The 15,698-nt window shown below is 62.2% G+C and carries 10 protein-coding genes and 3 pseudogenes; 7 read left to right on the top strand and 6 right to left on the bottom strand.

Annotated features, from left to right (window positions below):
- Positions 1 to 28: 28 nt before the first annotated feature.
- Genes OCX61_RS05150 through OCX61_RS05140 form a run of 3 tightly spaced genes read right to left on the bottom strand, consistent with a single transcriptional unit; the run spans position 29 to position 1,392 of the window.
- Complete coding sequence (locus tag OCX61_RS05150; RefSeq protein WP_261942877.1) at positions 29 to 232, bottom strand: DUF1289 domain-containing protein; 204 nt, start codon at positions 230 to 232, stop codon at positions 29 to 31.
- Positions 225 to 749, bottom strand: coding sequence for a gamma carbonic anhydrase family protein (locus tag OCX61_RS05145; protein ID WP_261942876.1), 525 nt, complete (start codon positions 747 to 749; stop codon positions 225 to 227). The genes OCX61_RS05150 and OCX61_RS05145 overlap by 8 nt, the downstream gene beginning before the upstream one ends.
- A gap of 43 nt (positions 750 to 792) precedes the next feature.
- Entirely contained in the window at positions 793 to 1,392 is a 600-nt protein-coding gene (locus tag OCX61_RS05140; RefSeq protein ID WP_027920115.1) for a CoA pyrophosphatase, read from the bottom strand.
- Between the two features lie 126 nt (positions 1,393 to 1,518).
- On the opposite strand from OCX61_RS05140, the gene OCX61_RS05135 reads away from it, so the two are divergent.
- From OCX61_RS05135 to OCX61_RS05120, 4 genes and pseudogenes are all read left to right on the top strand, one after another.
- Positions 1,519 to 2,070 carry an NUDIX hydrolase gene (locus OCX61_RS05135; protein ID WP_261942875.1) on the top strand — a complete coding sequence of 184 codons (552 nt, stop codon included), beginning with the start codon at positions 1,519 to 1,521 and terminating at the stop codon, positions 2,068 to 2,070.
- 153 nt (positions 2,071 to 2,223) lie between these two features.
- A pseudogene (locus OCX61_RS05130) lies at positions 2,224 to 2,643 on the top strand (L,D-transpeptidase family protein); the annotation flags it as partial.
- A 161-nt stretch (positions 2,644 to 2,804) separates the two neighbouring features.
- Positions 2,805 to 3,386 (top strand): annotated as a pseudogene (locus tag OCX61_RS05125) (POTRA domain-containing protein); the annotation flags it as partial.
- Positions 3,387 to 3,572: 186 nt separating this feature from the next.
- On the top strand, positions 3,573 to 5,633 hold the full coding sequence (locus OCX61_RS05120; protein WP_261942873.1) for a PhoX family protein: 2,061 nt from the start codon (positions 3,573 to 3,575) through the stop codon (positions 5,631 to 5,633).
- A gap of 105 nt (positions 5,634 to 5,738) precedes the next feature.
- Here the strand turns inward: OCX61_RS05120 and OCX61_RS05115 are convergent, their stop codons facing one another.
- Complete coding sequence (locus tag OCX61_RS05115) at positions 5,739 to 6,554, bottom strand: DNA/RNA non-specific endonuclease (RefSeq protein WP_261942872.1); 816 nt, start codon at positions 6,552 to 6,554, stop codon at positions 5,739 to 5,741.
- A 167-nt stretch (positions 6,555 to 6,721) separates the two neighbouring features.
- Here OCX61_RS05115 and OCX61_RS05110 point away from each other — a divergent pair.
- Positions 6,722 to 7,048, top strand: a pseudogene (locus OCX61_RS05110) (twin-arginine translocase subunit TatC); the annotation flags it as partial.
- A 5-nt stretch (positions 7,049 to 7,053) separates the two neighbouring features.
- Positions 7,054 to 9,144, top strand: a complete 2,091-nt coding sequence (locus OCX61_RS05105; protein WP_261942871.1) for an HET-C-related protein — start codon at positions 7,054 to 7,056, stop codon at positions 9,142 to 9,144.
- Positions 9,145 to 9,157: 13 nt separating this feature from the next.
- On the opposite strand, the gene OCX61_RS05100 is transcribed toward OCX61_RS05105, so the two are convergent.
- On the bottom strand, positions 9,158 to 9,469 hold the full coding sequence (locus OCX61_RS05100) for a YqfO family protein (protein WP_261942870.1): 312 nt from the start codon (positions 9,467 to 9,469) through the stop codon (positions 9,158 to 9,160).
- 3 nt (positions 9,470 to 9,472) lie between these two features.
- The gene (gene purL / locus OCX61_RS05095) at positions 9,473 to 13,372 is read right to left on the bottom strand and encodes a phosphoribosylformylglycinamidine synthase (RefSeq protein ID WP_261942869.1); all 3,900 of its coding nucleotides are present in this window, start codon (positions 13,370 to 13,372) and stop codon (positions 9,473 to 9,475) included.
- An 845-nt stretch (positions 13,373 to 14,217) separates the two neighbouring features.
- Between purL and mltF the strand changes: the two genes are divergently transcribed.
- Entirely contained in the window at positions 14,218 to 15,675 is a 1,458-nt protein-coding gene (gene mltF, locus OCX61_RS05090) for a membrane-bound lytic murein transglycosylase MltF (RefSeq protein WP_261942868.1), read from the top strand.
- Positions 15,676 to 15,698: the final 23 nt, after the last annotated feature.

Here is a 15,698-nt window from a genome sequence, read left to right as displayed (position 1 = left end):
AAGCCGCACAGATTACTTGATTTTGCGGTCAGTGCCCAATAATCAACCCGGCCGCCACCGCCCGCTCATGACAAAGCTTCAACACCGCCCGGCGTTCACTGTTGTCCATCCGCCCCCAGCGGCCGATCTCGGCCACGGTGCGCTGGCAGCCGGTACAGATATCCTGCTCGTCCAGCGCGCAAATGCTCACGCATGGCGACGCCACCGGCCGTTCTACTGCAACTTCACTCATCGTCAACCACCAGTTCTCGCGAATAACGCTCGGCATTGTGTACATAGTGTGCGGCGCTGGCTTCGAGCATGCGCATCTGCTGTTCAGTCAGCTCGCGCACCACCTTGCCCGGCGAGCCCATCACCAACGAGCCGTCGGGGATTTCCTTGCCTTCGGGGATCAGCGCGTTGGCGCCGATGATGCAGTGCTTGCCGATGCGCGCGCCATTGAGGATGACCGCGTTGATGCCGATCAGGCTGTAGTCGCCCACCGTGCAGCCATGCAGCATGGCGTTGTGGCCGATGGTCACGCCCTTGCCCAGGGTCAGCGGCGAGCCCATGTCGGTGTGCATCACGGTACCGTCCTGGACGTTGCTGCCCTCGCCGATATCGATCCGTTCGTTGTCACCCCGCAGCACGGCACCGAACCAAACGCTGGCACGGGCCTGCAGGCGCACTTTGCCGATCAGGGTGGCGTTGGGTGCGGCCCAGCTGGTGGGGTGGCAGTCGACCCGGTGGTCGCCCAGGCGGTATTTCATGTTCGCTCCTCAGAGGTTCACGCAGACGGCAGGGTGTCCCCGCTCAGATTTCGATGTAGCGCTCAGGGGGTTGATGCAGGCTGATACCGGCGTCATACAACAGGTTGACCAGCTCGACGATCATGATCGCCGACAACCCCCAGATCTTGTACTCGCCGTAGCGATAGCTGGGCACGTACCAGCTGCGGCCCTGGTAATCGATCCGGTGGGTGTGATCACGCGGGTCCTGGCGGAAGAATTCCAGCGGCACGCTGAAGACTGCCGCGATTTCGGCATCGTTGGCGCGGTATTCGACGAAATCCGGGATCAAGCCGACGAACGGGGTCACTTTCAGGCCGTGCAGGGAGATCAGCGGGCTGAGCGGGCCGATCACCTCCACCAGGCCGGGTGGCAGGCCGATTTCTTCCTCGGCCTCGCGCAGCGCGGTGAACACCAGGTCCGGGTCTTCCGGATCGCGGCGCCCACCGGGAAAGGCGACTTCGCCGCCATGGGTCGAAAGCCCCTTGGCACGCAGCGTCAAAACCAGCTCGGGCGCTTCGCTGCGGGTGATGGGCAAAAGTACCGCCGCCTCGGGGAACCGTCGGTCGGTTTCCAGTGAAGCAGGTTGGTGGTTGCTCATACGGCGAAGTAGCTCGTCCAGCATTGCGCACTCTCGTTTCCAAGGCCTGCCATGCATGATGCACCAAAGCTGCGAAGCACCCAAGCCCCGTGCGCTTGCGGCAGCCCCGCCTGGCGCGCCAAGATAACCGGGTCAACAGGGAAGAACACCATGAAATTCTGCAGCGCGTGCGGCCAGCCGGTCATTCAGCGGATCCCCGAAGGCGACAGTCGCCTGCGGTTCGTCTGCGAGTATTGCCAGACCATCCACTACCAGAACCCCAATATCGTCGCCGGGGTGCTGCCCACCTGGGGCAGCCAGGTGCTGCTGTGCCGCCGCGCCATCGAGCCGCGCCGCGGCTTCTGGACGCTGCCGGCCGGTTTCATGGAAAACGGCGAGACCCTCGATCAGGCCGCCCGTCGCGAAACCGTCGAGGAAGCCTGCGCCCGCGTCGGGGAAATGGCCCTTTACCAACTGTTCGACTTGCCGCACATCAACCAGGTGCATGTTTTCTTCCGCGCCGAGCTGGCCGACCTGGCATTCGCCGTGGGTGTCGAAAGCCTGGAGGTGCGGCTGTTCGAGGAACACGAAATACCGTGGGGCGAGCTGGCTTTCCGCACCGTCACTCGCACACTAGAATGCTATTATCGCGACCGCATCAGGCAGCACTACCCGATAGGCCATGAATACCTGCCGCCGATGAATGTTTCGCCCACCACTTAAGCTCGCAGGTACTGCTTCATGCGTTGGTTGTTCGCCCTTTTCTGCCTTTGCGTTACCACGGTGTCCCAGGCGGCCTTCACCGAAGTCGTCATTCGCAAGCCACAACCGCCCGTGCCGGCTCAGTCGCAGTCCCAGGCCGCCATGCAGCCGCTGATCGACAAGGTGCTGGTGATCAAGTCCGAGCGGCGCCTGCAACTGATCAGCCGCGGCGAGCCGCTGAAGACCTACCGCATCTCCCTGGGCAAACAGCCCAAGGGCGCCAAGGAACGGGAAGGCGACAAGAAGACCCCGGAAGGCCTTTACTGGCTGGACTGGCGCAAGGAAAGCGACCGCTTCAACCTGGCCATGCACATCACCTACCCGAACATCAGCGACGCCGCCCGCGCCACCCGCGAAGGCTGGAGCGCCGGCAGCATGATCATGATCCACGGCACGCCGATCAACGATGACTACCCCGAATGGTACTTCCACACCCTCGACTGGACCGATGGCTGCATCGCCATGCGCAACCGCGACATGCAGGAAGTGTGGGACCTGGTCCGCGATGGCACGCTGATCGAGATTCGTCCTTGATAGTCCTGCAAGCAGACTGAGCTTGTAGGACCTTTCACACTTCAAATGCATAATTTCCCTACGCCCTGCCGAGGCTGGATACTGCATCCAACCGGGGGCATGGGCTTTTAGCATCCCCGCAAATGAGTACGTAATCCGTACGCCACTTGCGGGGATGTTTCATGCCATGCCGATTCCGCCCTATCGCCAGCCGTCTGCTCGCCGGGTGCCTGGCGGGCCTGCTGCTCACCCCCAACGCCCTGGCTGAGGACCCCGCCAGCCTGCAACTGCGCGACCAGCAGCAGTCACTGCGGGATTTCGAGCAGCAACAGCGGCTCAAGCGCTGGCAGCAGATTACCTTGCCCGAGGCCAGCGAGCAGGCCCCCACCCACAGGCTCGACAGTCAGTGCTGGGCCGTGTCCGGCCTGCGCATCATAGGTAACCGTCAACTTCCGGATCAGGCGCTTGAGCACTCTCTGCGCGACCGGGCACTGCCCTGCATGGGCATCGATGACATCAACAGCCTGCTCAGAAGCATCACCCAGCTGTATGTCAGCGCAGGCTTTCCAACCAGCCGTCCCTATCTGCGCCAGCAACCTCAGGCTGGTGCACCACTGGACATCGTCATCGTCGAAGGCTTCGTCGAAACCATCGAGCTCGCCGGCCCAGCATTGCCTCTGTCGCTGAGCGGCGCCTTCCCCGGCGTACTGGGCCCCCCCCTGTACTTGCCCGACTTGGAACAAGGGCTCGACCAACTCGGGCAAACCGCTCCTGTGAGGTCTAAACGGTCCGCCTTGTCCATTGCTTTCAAACACGCCAAAACGAGCTGTTTGAGGTAGCAATAAGAACTTACAGTTTTAAAAGCCCGTTAATATTTCTGCAAATGAATCGTCACAGTAGCGCCCTAAAGTCGCGGTCTCATCCCACTCAGCCACTATAAGGACATCCCGATGAGTCGAGATACCGGCGATAATCTTGACCGCAACCAGAGCGGTAACCTGCCGATGGCCAGCGTCATGGACGCTTATCTGAGCCGTCGCAGCGTGATGCGCGGGAGCCTGGGCGCCGCCATTGCCATGATTGCCGGTACCGGCCTGAGCGGCTGCTTCGACAGCAATGGCAGTTCCGGTCACGGTCCGGCCACCCAACCACCGGCGAGCGAGCCTGAAGCGCCGAAACTGGCCCTTGGCTTCCAGTCCATTCCTGGCTCGCGCAGCGATGCCTGTGTGGTCGCAGCCGGTTACAGCGCCTATGTGCTGGCCCCCTGGGGCACACCGCTGAACAGCAACGCCACCCCATGGAAATCGGACGGCAGCAACACTTCGACCGACCAGGCCAACGCCATGGGCATGCACCATGACGGCATGCACTTCTTCCCGATCAACGGCAGCTCCGAAGACGGCCTGCTGGCGATCAACTTCGAATACATCGACACGGCTGCCCTGCACCCCAACGGCCCGACCACCGACACCAGCGGCAAGCGCCCGGCCGAAGAAGTGCGCAAGGAAATCAACGCCCACGGCGCCGGCGTGGTGCGCCTGCAGAAGCGCAACGGTCGCTGGCAAGTGGTCGACAACGACCCGCTCAACCGTCGTTTCACCACCGCTTCGCGCATGGAAATCACCGGGCCGCTGCGCGGCACCGACCACGTCAAGACCAAGTACTCGGTCGATGGCACCCACTGTCGCGGCACCAACAACAACTGCGGCAACGGCTATACCCCGTGGGGCACCTACCTGACCTGCGAAGAGAACTGGCCGGGCATCTTCGTCAACAAGGGCACCCGCCCCGAAGACCAGCGCCGCATTGGCGTGGGTACCTCCAGTGGCCAGTACCAGTGGGAAAGCGCAGCCGGCGACAGCAGTGAAGAGGCCGATGAATTCGCCCGCTTCGACGTGACCGTCAAAGGTGCCAGCGCCACCGATGACTACCGCAACGAAGCCAGCACCTACGGCTACATCGTCGAGATCGACCCGTACAACAGCAGTACCCTGGCCACCAAGCGCACAGCCCTGGGCCGCTTCCGCCACGAAGGCTGCTGCCCAGGCCTGCCGGTAGCCGGCAAGCCGCTGGTCTGGTACATGGGCGACGACTCGAATAACGAGTATCTGTACAAGTGGGTGTCCACGGCCGTGTGGGATGCCGCCGACGCCACCCCGGCCGACCGCCTGGCCACCGGGGCCAAGTACCTGGACCAGGGCAAGCTGTACGTCGCCCGCTTCAATGCCGACGGCACCGGCGTGTGGCTGCTGCTCGACGTGAACACCGCCACCTCCGCCGGCAGCACCCTGGGTGCGCTTTACGGTGACCTCGCCGGCATCATCCTCAACACCCGGGGTGCCGGCGACGCCGTGGGCGCCACGCCGATGGACCGCCCGGAATGGACCGCCGTCAACCCGCTCAATGGCGACGTCTACCTGACCCTGACCAACAACAGCGTGCGGGCTGCCGACAAGGTCGATGCGGCCAACCCGCGCGGCCCGAACCGCCACGGCCACATCATCCGCTGGCACGACAGCGACGACCAGCTGAGCTTCACCTGGGACATCTTCGTGTTCGGCGCCAACGCCAGCGGTACTGCCGACATCAACCGCTCAGGCCTGACCGAACTCAACCAGTTCGCCAGCCCTGACGGCATGAGCTTCGATAGCCGTGGCGTGCTGTGGTTCGAGACCGACAACGGTGAAACCACCCTCACCGACTACACCAACGACCAATTGCTGGCGGTGATTCCCACCGACCTGGTCGATGCCAGTGGCAAGCAGGTGCCGATCAATGCCCAGAACCAGGCGGCCCTGCGCCGCTTCTTCGTCGGGCCGAATGGTTGCGAGGTTACGGGCATCAGCTTCACGCCGGACAACAAGACGCTGTTCATCAACATCCAGCACCCGGATAACTGGCCGCATACCGACAAGGCGACCGATGCGACCCCGACAGGGACCAAAGTAAGGCCACGCGCTGCGACGGTGGTGATCCAGCGCGATGATGGCGGGGAGATCGGCACCGTCTGATCGGTTACCCCGCGGCGATACAGCTGCGCCATCCGCTGCTGAGGTGGCCATGCTCTTCGCGCGCGGGGTCTGTATGCACGTTGCCGTGGGCGGCGCACGCCCCCCTCAGCAACCAAAGCGTTTCGCAAGGCCTCCTGCGGTCGTTTTCAATGCTGCCCCCTGCTCCGCCGCCAAGTCGCTCCATAGCACCAGACCGGTCCGTTTTTCGATAGCATCGACGGTTACCTGATAGTCGCAGAAACTTGCCTTCAGCGGCGTATCCTGGCCCATGATGAAGGCGACGTTGGACGCCTGCTGTGGGGCATCGCCAATGAACAGGACTTTCCAGTAGCCGCTGGGTACACGATGCGACTCGTCTGCCTCTGGCAGTGCATCCATGACGGCTTCGTACAAGGGACCGGTCAGCACGTAGACCGCCTCCACATCTTCGTCACGCGCCAGGTTGCGCTCGTACGTTTCCAGTTTCTCCCAGGCGCCCTTGTTGAGGTTGGCCTTTTGCGGGGTAATGTTCGACAGGTAATTCAGCTCTTGGGCATTTTGCGAGCCGGCCATCGACGCCAGATTGGCCTGATGCCCACGGTCGACGGCCAGGGCCGCGCTGGCGTTCTTGTAGTCTGCAGGCTCCAGCGTATGCTCTGCTGGCAGATCAGGGTCGGATTTCCACTGCCGTTTGGCGCCAGACGCCTGGGTTTGTGCAGAGATGCGATAGGCCACCCAGTTGGCGAACTTGGTCTGCGGATTGTTGTTCAGCGCGTAGGCGTAGCGGTACAGAGTCTGCTCGCTGCCTCCCAAGGGGCAACCGACCTGGCAGTGGTCGGGCAGCACAGGGTTGATTTCAGCGCGCAGGCTGGCCGAGGAAATGGCGACGACCAACGGCAGGCAAACGCACAGCCAGCGCTTGCTCGATGATGCAGGGAGCATGGGTGTTACCTCGTTCAGTGGCGTTCAAAGCGAACACCGCCGACGCTAAGGCTTCACGCCCGCCTTCAATCAGCAGGAAGCGTCCACCGCAGTCGCAGGCTTGTCACAGTAGGATCGGTGCCCTGCTGCGTACCCGCCCCTGCTGCGCACACCACTGCACCACACCCATGGCCTTCGAGATCCCGGCTGCGACGTTTATCGTGGACTGGGTGGGCTTGGCCGATGTGGCCACGCTGCGGCGCAGCAGGCCCTACGTGATCGTGCGCTGCTTCGTGGTGGGGAGGATGATTCTTACGCTGCCGGATAGGTGCTCTCAGACCCTGCCGGCGGTGCCGATCAGGGTGCTTTTCGCCTTTGGGCGTCTCACTGCACCGAGAGCAAACGCCCGCGGCCAACTGATCAAACCGCATAAGGCTGACGACCCGCTGGTAGCGTTTCTAAATGCTTTGTTGGCAGGCAACTACGCAAGCTGGTTTTTCATCCTGATCAGGTAAACGCCATGACCAACCAGCAAGATACCACCTCATTTTCCAGCACCTTCGCCCTTGAACAACTGCAAAAACTCGCCTCGGCTATCGACATTCAGCTGTTTACTCACTTGTTCAGGCCAATATTTGGCAGCCGCCTGTCACCCGCCTTGTTCATGCACCTTCAGCGGCAACTGATTGCCAAGACCTTCAACAACCCAAGTTACCAGGTCAGCGACGATATCTCCGAGCCTTGCACCTACCTGCGAGAAACGCGCGAGATACTCGTGCAAGGCAAGGCCATCGCACAGGCCATTGAGCATCCTGAGGAAGGCGCCCCGCTCATGCTTGCGCTCATGGAGGCATTTGCGCTGCACATTCATGCCCTTTTGCTGCATGGCGGCACAGAAGCTGACGCACCAGACTTTGATCCAGCAGAACCCGCGCAGATGACCAAGGCATTTGTGCAAACACTGCTTTTCTATAACGAACCGATCGATGCCGGGAGCACCTTTGCAACATTCATTGAGGCAGGCGCCAAGCACACCTTGATACTCAGCACCCCTACAAGCCCGCCAAGCCGTCAGAAACGCTTCGCTGCTGGACGAGGTCACGGTCTCAACTCTTTCGGTCATCAATCCATTGAAGATGCCCTGGAAACCGTCGGTTTCAGCGAGGCGCAACGCAAGGCCATCTACTTTGGCAACTGGCTGCGCGACTACTCGCAACTGATTGACCCAAAGATCGTTCATCCCGTGAGCAATGCCCAGATCGATACAACGGAGATCATCAAGGCCATTGCGGCACGGCAACTACCGCGCCTATCGCGAGAAAAGCTGACGGCGGTTGTCGATCTGTTTGCCCTGAAGCATTTCCACAGCTTGCAGCAAACACCTGAAGAACGTGCAGACTATCGCGTTACCCCTGAGCTGCTTGGGGTTTACCGGGCTCACGAACACATCGATAACCCAACCACACTGGACCGAGAGGCGTTCGACCCCCGTAGCATCGACCCCGATTTCACCGCACTGGTATTTCCTGAAGACAAACTCAATACGGTGCTACCCAAACGCTCGATGAAGCGTTACATCCGCCGGCCAGTCATTTACATGAGCAAAAAGCTGGAAGCTGCGAAAAAAGAAGGCACGACAGCAAAAGGCATGCGACTGTTCGGCGAAGGCCTGCATGTACTGGAAGACTATTTCGCTCACTCCAACTTTGTTGAACTCAGCTTGAGAAAACTGGGCCACGACAAGGTGTTGCCATGGACCACACGCATCGAGTCAAGGGATATCAGCCGCCATGAGTGGCCCGTCATCACCGGCATGTTCGGTGCACTGGATATCGTCGGCAGTGTCAGCGATCCGCTGGCCGAGCTGCTTTATGGCGACCAGAAGGCAGACCGCGAGCCCGGTGAGCGTAGCGACTTTGATAACGTGATGCTGATATTGCTGAAGGGTGAAGACTCTTTGCTGGCCAACGCCTACGAGCTTTATCTCAATGCGCGCGACAACGTCAGGAACAATGAGATCTACCAATGGTTGAACAATGTCAAAAACCTTACTGAGTTACCTAGCAAGGCCATCGAACACGCAATCAATCTGATCAGGAAACCACTGCTTAACTGGGCAAGTGACCATATCGCGACCTTACAGGCTCATCTGAACGGAGACCCGAACAACGACGTTAATGTCTTGGCAACCCATTCACAACTGGCCAAGGATCACGACACGCACCCTTTCCACTCCCTGGCGGTGATACTGGCGGCGCACGCAGTGAAGGACGTTGGCCAGGCCATGTTCAATCACTGGATGGCGCTGGGCAAAGAACTGGACAGCCCAGAGATTGTGGCCCAGCGTTATATCGTCCATCCCAACGATACCGATTGGTTCACGCAGATCGTTGATGAGTGGGCGCAAGCAAACCCTGAAAAGGTCGAGCAAGGCAAATCGCTCGAAACGCTCAGGCAACTTCAGACCGAAGAACTTGAGCATGCACTGAAGGAAGTACAGGAATCGCTGCAAACAGCAGTGGAACATATCAAGGAAACAGAGGAACTGACCGACACCAGTTTCTGGAGCATCGTCAACATGCCAGACACAGGGCCTGCGCCCTGGCAGTGAAAAGCTGGCCGCTTCAGAAGTCCAGCAGGCGCCAGACCTCATAGGCTGGCGTCTCATACGGGTGGCTCTGCCTGAGCGCAGCGACGACCTGAACGATCAGGTCGTCGGCCACCACCAGCTCCACCTTCCACTCCTCGACCACCTCGACCTGGCCGGTTTGCCCGAGGAACGGCTGGCTGCCGTGCAACGGGCGAAACTGGCCTTGGCCCAGGGTCTGCCAGGCGCAGTGGTCGTAGTCGCCGATACGCCCGCCACCAGCGGCGAACACGGCGGCCTTGACCACTTCAACATGGCTGGCCGGGACGAAGAAGGCGAGCTTGTACACGCCTTAGTTCACCCACACGCGGGCGTTGCGGAACATACGCATCAGCGCGGCGTCTTCCTGCCACTCATCTGGGCGCCAGGAGTTCTGCACGGCGCGGAACATACGCTCCGGGTGCGGCATCATGATGGTCACGCGGCCGTCACGGCTGGTCAGGCCGGTGATACCACGCGGCGAGCCGTTCGGGTTGGCCGGGTAGGCTTCGGTGACCTTGCCGTGGTTGTCGACGTAGCGCAGGGCCACGCAACCGGACAGGTCGGCTGCCAGCAGTGCCTCTTCACTGGCGAACTCGGCATGGCCTTCGCCGTGGGCGATGGCGATCGGCATACGCGAACCGGCCATGCCCTGCAGGAAGATCGAGTTGGACTTCTGCACCTCGACCATGGCCACGCGCGCCTCGAACTGCTCCGAACGGTTGCGCACGAAGTGCGGCCAGTGCTCGGTGCCCGGGATCAGCTCGTGCAGGTTGGACATCATCTGGCAACCGTTGCACACGCCCAGGGCGAAGCTGTCGGTACGTTCGAAGAAGGCCTGGAAGGCATCGCGGGCGCGGCTGTTGAACAGCGCCGACTTGGCCCAGCCCTCACCGGCACCCAGCACGTCACCGTAGGAGAAGCCACCGCAGGCGACCAGGCCCTTGAAGGCTTCGAAGTCCACACGGCCAGCGAGGATATCGCTCATGTGCACGTCGATGGCGGCAAAGCCTGCGCGGTCGAAGGCGGCAGCCATCTCGACCTGGCCGTTGACGCCCTGCTCGCGCAGGATCGCCACTTGCGGGCGCACGCCCTTCTTGATGTACGGCGCGGCGATGTCGTCGTTGACGTCGTAGCCCAGCTTGACCGACAGGCCCGGGTTTTCTTCCTCGAGCAGCAGGTCGAATTCCTGGTCGGCGCAGTCGGCGTTGTCGCGCAGGCGCTGGATCTGATAGCTGGTTTCGGCCCACTGGCGCTGCAGCATGCGACGCTCGTCGTCGAACAGCACTTCGCCGTTGAGGCTGATGGACACTTCACCGTTGTTGACCGGCTTGCCGATCACCGAAACGCAACCCTCGCCCAGGCCGGCAGCGCTGAACTGTGCCAGCACGTCCGGGGTGGCATCCTGGCGAACCTGGATGACCGCGCCCAGCTCTTCGTTGAAGAGAATGGCTGCCACGTCGTCCTTGCTGTCGGTCAGCGGGTCGAGTTGCAGGTCGAGGCCACAGTGGCCGGCGAAGGCCATTTCCAGCACGGTGGTCAGCAGGCCACCGTCGGAACGGTCGTGGTAGGCCAGCAGGTGGCCGTCGGCGTTCAGGCCCTGGATCACGGCGAAGAACGCCTTGAGGTCTTCGGCGTCGTCGACGTCCGGTGCCAGGGCGGCGATCTTGCCGTAGGTCTGGGCCAGGATCGAGGCGCCCATGCGGTTCTTGCCACGGCCCAGGTCGATCAGGATCAGGTCGGTCTCGCCCTTGTCCATGCGCAGTTGCGGGGTCAGGGTCTGGCGAATGTCGGTGACCGGGGCGAAGCCGGTGATGATCAGCGACATCGGCGAAGTGACGCTCTTCTCGACGCCCTCTTCGCTCCACTTGGTCTTCATCGACATCGAGTCTTTGCCGACCGGAATGGTGATGCCCAGCTCCGGGCACAGCTCCATACCGACAGCCTTGACGGTGTCGTACAGGCGCGCGTCTTCACCCGGGTGGCCAGCGGCGGACATCCAGTTGGCCGACAGTTTGATGTCGGACAGTTTCTCGATGCGTGCAGCGGCCAGGTTGGTCAGGGTTTCGCCGATCGCCATGCGCCCGGACGCCGGGGCATCCAGCAGGGCCAGCGGGGTACGCTCGCCCATGGCCATGGCTTCACCGGTGTAGACGTCGAAGCTGGTGGCGGTGACGGCACAGTCGGCCACTGGCACCTGCCACGGGCCGACCATCTGGTCGCGGGCAACCAGGCCGGTGATGGTGCGGTCGCCGATGGTGATCAGGAAGCTCTTGCTGGCCACGGCCGGGTGGTTCAGCACGCGCTGCACAGCCTGGTCCAGATCCAGCTTGCTTGGGTCGAAGTCATCGCCCAGCTCGGCTTCGCGGGTGACCGAACGGTGCATGCGCGGCGGCTTGCCCAGCAGCACGTCGAGCGGCATGTCCACCGGGGTGTTGCCGAAGTGGCTGTCGCTTACGGTCAGGTGCGGCTCTTGCGTCGCTTCGCCGACCACGGCAAACGGGCAACGCTCGCGTTCACAGATGGCCTGGAAACGCTCGAAATCGACGGCGCTGACAGCCAGCACGTAACGCTCTTGCGATTCGTTGCTCCAGATTTCGTGCGGGGCCATGCCCGGCTCGTCGTTCGGCACGTTGCGCAGTTCGAAGCGGCCACCACGGCCACCGTCGTTGACCAGCTCCGGGAAGGCGTTGGAGATACCACCGGCGCCCACGTCGTGGATGAAGGCAATCGGGTTCTTGTCGCCCAGCTGCCAGCAGCGGTCGATGACCTCCTGGCAACGGCGCTCCATTTCCGGGTTTTCGCGCTGTACCGAGGCGAAGTCCAGATCAGCCGAGCTGGCACCGGTGGCCACCGACGAAGCGGCGCCGCCGCCCAGGCCGATCAGCATGGCCGGGCCACCGAGCACGATCAGCTTGGCGCCGACGGTGATCTCGCCCTTCTGCACGTGTTCTTCACGAATGTTGCCCATGCCGCCAGCGAGCATGATCGGCTTGTGGTAGCCGCGCACTTCCTCGCCATGCGGGGTGTCGATGGCCTGCTCGAAGGTACGGAAGTAGCCAGTCAGGGCCGGGCGACCGAACTCGTTGTTGAACGCGGCGCCGCCCAGTGGGCCTTCGATCATGATGTCGAGGGCGTCGACGATGCGCTCTGGCTTGCCGTAGGCCTGCTCCCATGGCTGTTCGAAGCCTGGAATGCGCAGGTTGGACACGGTGAAGCCGGTCAGGCCGGCTTTTGGCTTGGCGCCACGGCCGGTCGCGCCTTCGTCGCGGATTTCGCCGCCGGAGCCGGTGGAGGCGCCGGAGAACGGGGCGATGGCGGTCGGGTGGTTGTGCGTCTCGACCTTCATCAGGATGTGCACCGGCTCCTGCACCGCACCGTACTGGCGGGTTTCAGGGTTCGGGAAGAAGCGGCCGGCGACGCTGCCGACGATCACCGAGGCGTTGTCCTTGTAAGCCGACAGTACGCCTTCGTTGTGCATCTGGTAGGTGTTCTTGATCATGCCGAACAGGCTCTTTTCCTGAGCCTGGCCGTCGATGTCCCAACTGGCGTTGAAGATCTTGTGGCGGCAGTGCTCGGAGTTGGCCTGGGCGAACATCATCAGTTCGATGTCGTTCGGGTTGCGCTTGAGGCCCTGGAAGGCGTTGACCAGGTAGTCGATCTCGTCTTCGGCCAGGGCCAGGCCCAGGTCGATGTTGGCCTGGGCCAGGGCGGCGCGGCCACCTTTGAGGATGTCGACCGAGGTCATCGGCTTGGGCTGGGCGTGGCTGAACAGGTCGGCTGCCTGCTCCAGCTTGGCCAGCACGCGCTGGGTCATGCGGTCGTGCAGTTCGGCGGCGATCAGCTCGGCGTCGGCGTCGCTCAGGTTGCCGGCCACGTAATAGGCGATGCCGCGCTCCAGGCGCTGGATCGACTGCAGGCCGCAGTTGTGGGCGATGTCGCTGGCCTTGCTGGCCCACGGCGAGATGGTGCCCAGGCGCGGCACGACCAGGAACAGGCGGCCGGTCGGCTCCTGTACCGGCACGCTCGGGCCGTATTTGAGCAGACGGCCCAGCACCTGCTGCTGGTCGGCGGTCAGCTCGCCTTCAACATCGGCGAAGTGGGCAAATTCGGCATACAAACCAGTAACAGCGGGGACTTTCTGGCTCAGTTGCTCGAGTAATTTACCGTGGCGAAAGGCAGAAAGGGCAGGAGCGCCGCGCAGGATCAACATCGTCGGGACAGCCTCAGGAAGGGGTGTGCTTAGAGGCCGTGCATTCTAGCCTAATTCGACGGCTTTCGGCACCCGCTCTAAGCCATGGCTGCCGGGCGGCGGAACCGGACTTCGGGGTCAAATTTGAGAGGGGTTCGCCTTGAGTGATTCAGCGCCCGTGAGATCGAGCGCCGCCCGCGCGGCGCATCGCGAGCTGCGCTCGCTCCTACGTTTGTTTCGGGCCAATCATTCCTGGTGGATTTGCACGCGAACGTCTTGGCGCATGGCGCAATATCGCGATGAACCAACAAGGCGGTCGCGCGCGCCTGTCACAGGCGTAACTGGCCCGAAACAAACGTAGGAGCGAGCAAAGCTCGCGATGCTCGCTCCTACGTTTGTTTCGGGCCAATCATTCCTGGTGGATTTGCACGCGAACGTCTTGGCGCATGGCGCAATATCGCGTTGAACCAACAAGGCGGTCGCGCGCGCCTGTCACAGGCGTAACTGGCCCGAAACAAACGTAGGAGCGAGCAAAGCTCGCGATGCTCGCTCCTACGTTTGTTTCGGGCCAATCATTCCTGGTGGATTTGCGCGCGAACGTCTTGGCGCATGGCGCAATATCGCGTTGAACCAACAAGGCGGTCGCGCGCGCCTGTCACAGGCGTAACTGGCCCGAAACAAACGTAGGAGCGAGCAAAGCTCGCGATGCGCCGCGCGGGCGGCGCTCGATCTCACAGGCGCCAATCATCTCAAGGCGGGCCCTGGTGGCCTTGATGCAATCCCACCCCAACCACACAACCCGCTACCAGACAAGCTAACCGTTGTCGAGATATGGCTGTGCCGGTCCTTTGCGTATACTGCAACCTATGTTCGCCCACACTGCTTTGCGCCAACGTTGCGCCAGATGGCTAATCGCAACCGGACTCTTTCTGCTGCTCGGTGCCTGCGTTGAAAAACCCAGCACCCTCGAGCGCGTGAAGGAGGATGGCGTGCTGCGCGTAATCACCCGCAACAGCCCCGCTACCTACTTCCAGGACCGCAACGGCGAAACCGGCTTCGAGTATGAACTGGTCCAGCATTTCGCCGAAGATCTCGGCGTGAAACTGCAGATCGAGACCGCCGACAACCTCGACGAACTGTACGACTCGCTCGGCAAGCCTTCCGGCCCGGTGCTGGCGGCGGCCGGCCTGGTCAGCAGCGACCGGCGCAAGGCCCAGGTCAGGTACTCGCACCCCTACCTGGAAGTGACCCCGCAGGTCATCTACCGCAACGGCCGCCCTCGTCCCACCGATGCCAAGGGCCTGGTCGGCAAGAAGATCATGGTGCTCAAGGGCAGCAGCCACGCCGACCAGCTGGCCGAACTGAAAAAGCAGTACCCGGGCCTGCAATACGAAGAGTCAGACGCGGTCGAAGTGGTCGACCTGCTGCGCATGGTCGACGAAGGCCAGATTGACCTGACTTTGGTGGATTCCAATGAACTGGCCATGAACCAGGTCTACTTCCCCAACGTGCGGGTCGCCTTCGACCTCGGCGACACCCGCGACCAGCGCTGGGCGGTGGCGGCCGGTGACGACAACAGCCTGCTCAACGAAATCAACGAATTTCTCGACAAGGCACAGAAGAACGGCACCCTGCAGCGCCTGAAGGACCGTTACTACGGCCATGTCGACGTGCTCGGCTACGTCGGTGCCTATACCTTCGCCCAGCACCTGCAGCAGCGCCTGCCCAAATACGAGAAGCACTTCAAGAGCTACGCCAAGGTCGAACAGGTGGACTGGCGCCTGCTGGCCGCGATCGGCTACCAGGAATCGATGTGGCAGCCAGAAGTCACCTCCAAGACCGGCGTGCGCGGCCTGATGATGCTGACCCAGCGCACTGCGCAGGCCATGGGCGTGTCCAACCGACTGGACCCGAAGCAGAGCATCCAGGGCGGTGCCAAGTACTTCATGAAGATCAAGGAAGAGCTCGACGACAGCATCCAGGAGCCGGACCGCACCTGGTTCGCCCTTGCCGCCTACAACGTCGGCACCGGCCACCTGGAAGACGCCCGCACCCTGGCCAAGCGCGAAAAGCTCAACCCGAACAAGTGGCTGGACGTGAAGAAGATGCTGCCACGGCTGGCCCAGAAGCAGTGGTACCGGCAGACCAAGTACGGCTATGCCCGCGGTGGCGAACCCGTGCACTTCGTGGCCAACATCCGTCGTTATTACGACATCCTCACCTGGGTGACCCAGCCGCAGCTTGAAGGCCAGGTGGCCGAGGGCAACCTGCATGTGCCCGGGGTGAACAAGGACAAGCCAGCGGATCAGTCGCCGCCGATGTAAACCTGTTCTGGCCTCTTCGCGGG

Origin of the sequence: Pseudomonas sp. LRP2-20, assembly GCF_024349685.1 — a bacterium.
GTDB lineage: Bacteria > Pseudomonadota > Gammaproteobacteria > Pseudomonadales > Pseudomonadaceae > Aquipseudomonas.
The sequence above is the reverse complement of the archived record's forward strand: the minus strand, read 5'-3'. Positions and strand labels throughout refer to the sequence as shown.

Bases quoted from the DNA above. Each gene is read 5' to 3' on its own strand.
- OCX61_RS05150 (WP_261942877.1), bottom strand. From the start codon at position 232: ATGAGTGAAGTTGCAGTAGAACGGCCGGTGGCGTCGCCATGCGTGAGC.
- OCX61_RS05145 (WP_261942876.1), bottom strand. From the start codon at position 749: ATGAAATACCGCCTGGGCGACCACCGGGTCGACTGCCACCCCACCAGC.
- OCX61_RS05140 (WP_027920115.1), bottom strand. From the start codon at position 1,392: ATGCTGGACGAGCTACTTCGCCGTATGAGCAACCACCAACCTGCTTCA.
- OCX61_RS05135 (WP_261942875.1), top strand. From the start codon at position 1,519: ATGAAATTCTGCAGCGCGTGCGGCCAGCCGGTCATTCAGCGGATCCCC.
- OCX61_RS05120 (WP_261942873.1), top strand. From the start codon at position 3,573: ATGAGTCGAGATACCGGCGATAATCTTGACCGCAACCAGAGCGGTAAC.
- OCX61_RS05115 (WP_261942872.1), bottom strand. From the start codon at position 6,554: ATGCTCCCTGCATCATCGAGCAAGCGCTGGCTGTGCGTTTGCCTGCCG.
- OCX61_RS05105 (WP_261942871.1), top strand. From the start codon at position 7,054: ATGACCAACCAGCAAGATACCACCTCATTTTCCAGCACCTTCGCCCTT.
- purL (WP_261942869.1), bottom strand. From the start codon at position 13,372: ATGTTGATCCTGCGCGGCGCTCCTGCCCTTTCTGCCTTTCGCCACGGT.
- mltF (WP_261942868.1), top strand. From the start codon at position 14,218: ATGTTCGCCCACACTGCTTTGCGCCAACGTTGCGCCAGATGGCTAATC.